Source organism: Variovorax sp. 10L426, from assembly GCF_056395305.1.
The window spans coordinates 1-364 of sequence record NZ_JBFTJF010000147.1; the positions used below are offsets into that span (position 1 = coordinate 1).

The window sequence follows — 364 nt, forward strand, 5'->3', positions numbered from 1 at the left end:
GCTGAAGTCCGTCGGCCGGCGCGGGTCGGGGATGTCCTCGCCCGAGGCGCGGTCGAAGAAGCGCACGGGCAGCCCGCGCCGCTCCAGGAAATCGGCCACGGCAAAGCCGGTGCCGGCGTTCCAGATCCGCATCTTCTCGGGCGCCACGAGCTTGTATTCGGCCAGTTCCTCGGACAGTTCGATGCGCCCCGTCGCCTTCACGTGATAGGCGATGATCAGCTCGTTCTTGCGCATGAACTCGTAGACGCCGATCAGCGACGCGGATTCCGTGTCGAGATTGGTCTCCTCCTTGAGTTCGCGCGCCACGCCCAGCTCGGGCGTCTCGTCGCGCTCCATGAAGCCGGTGACCAGCGCGAACATCCCC

At 66.5% G+C, this 364-nt stretch carries 1 protein-coding gene; it reads right to left on the bottom strand.

The window, feature by feature from the left end:
* Positions 1-364: NUDIX domain-containing protein (locus tag AC1DHL_RS30195; protein WP_478164394.1), on the bottom strand; the 364-nt coding region annotated here is incomplete at both ends.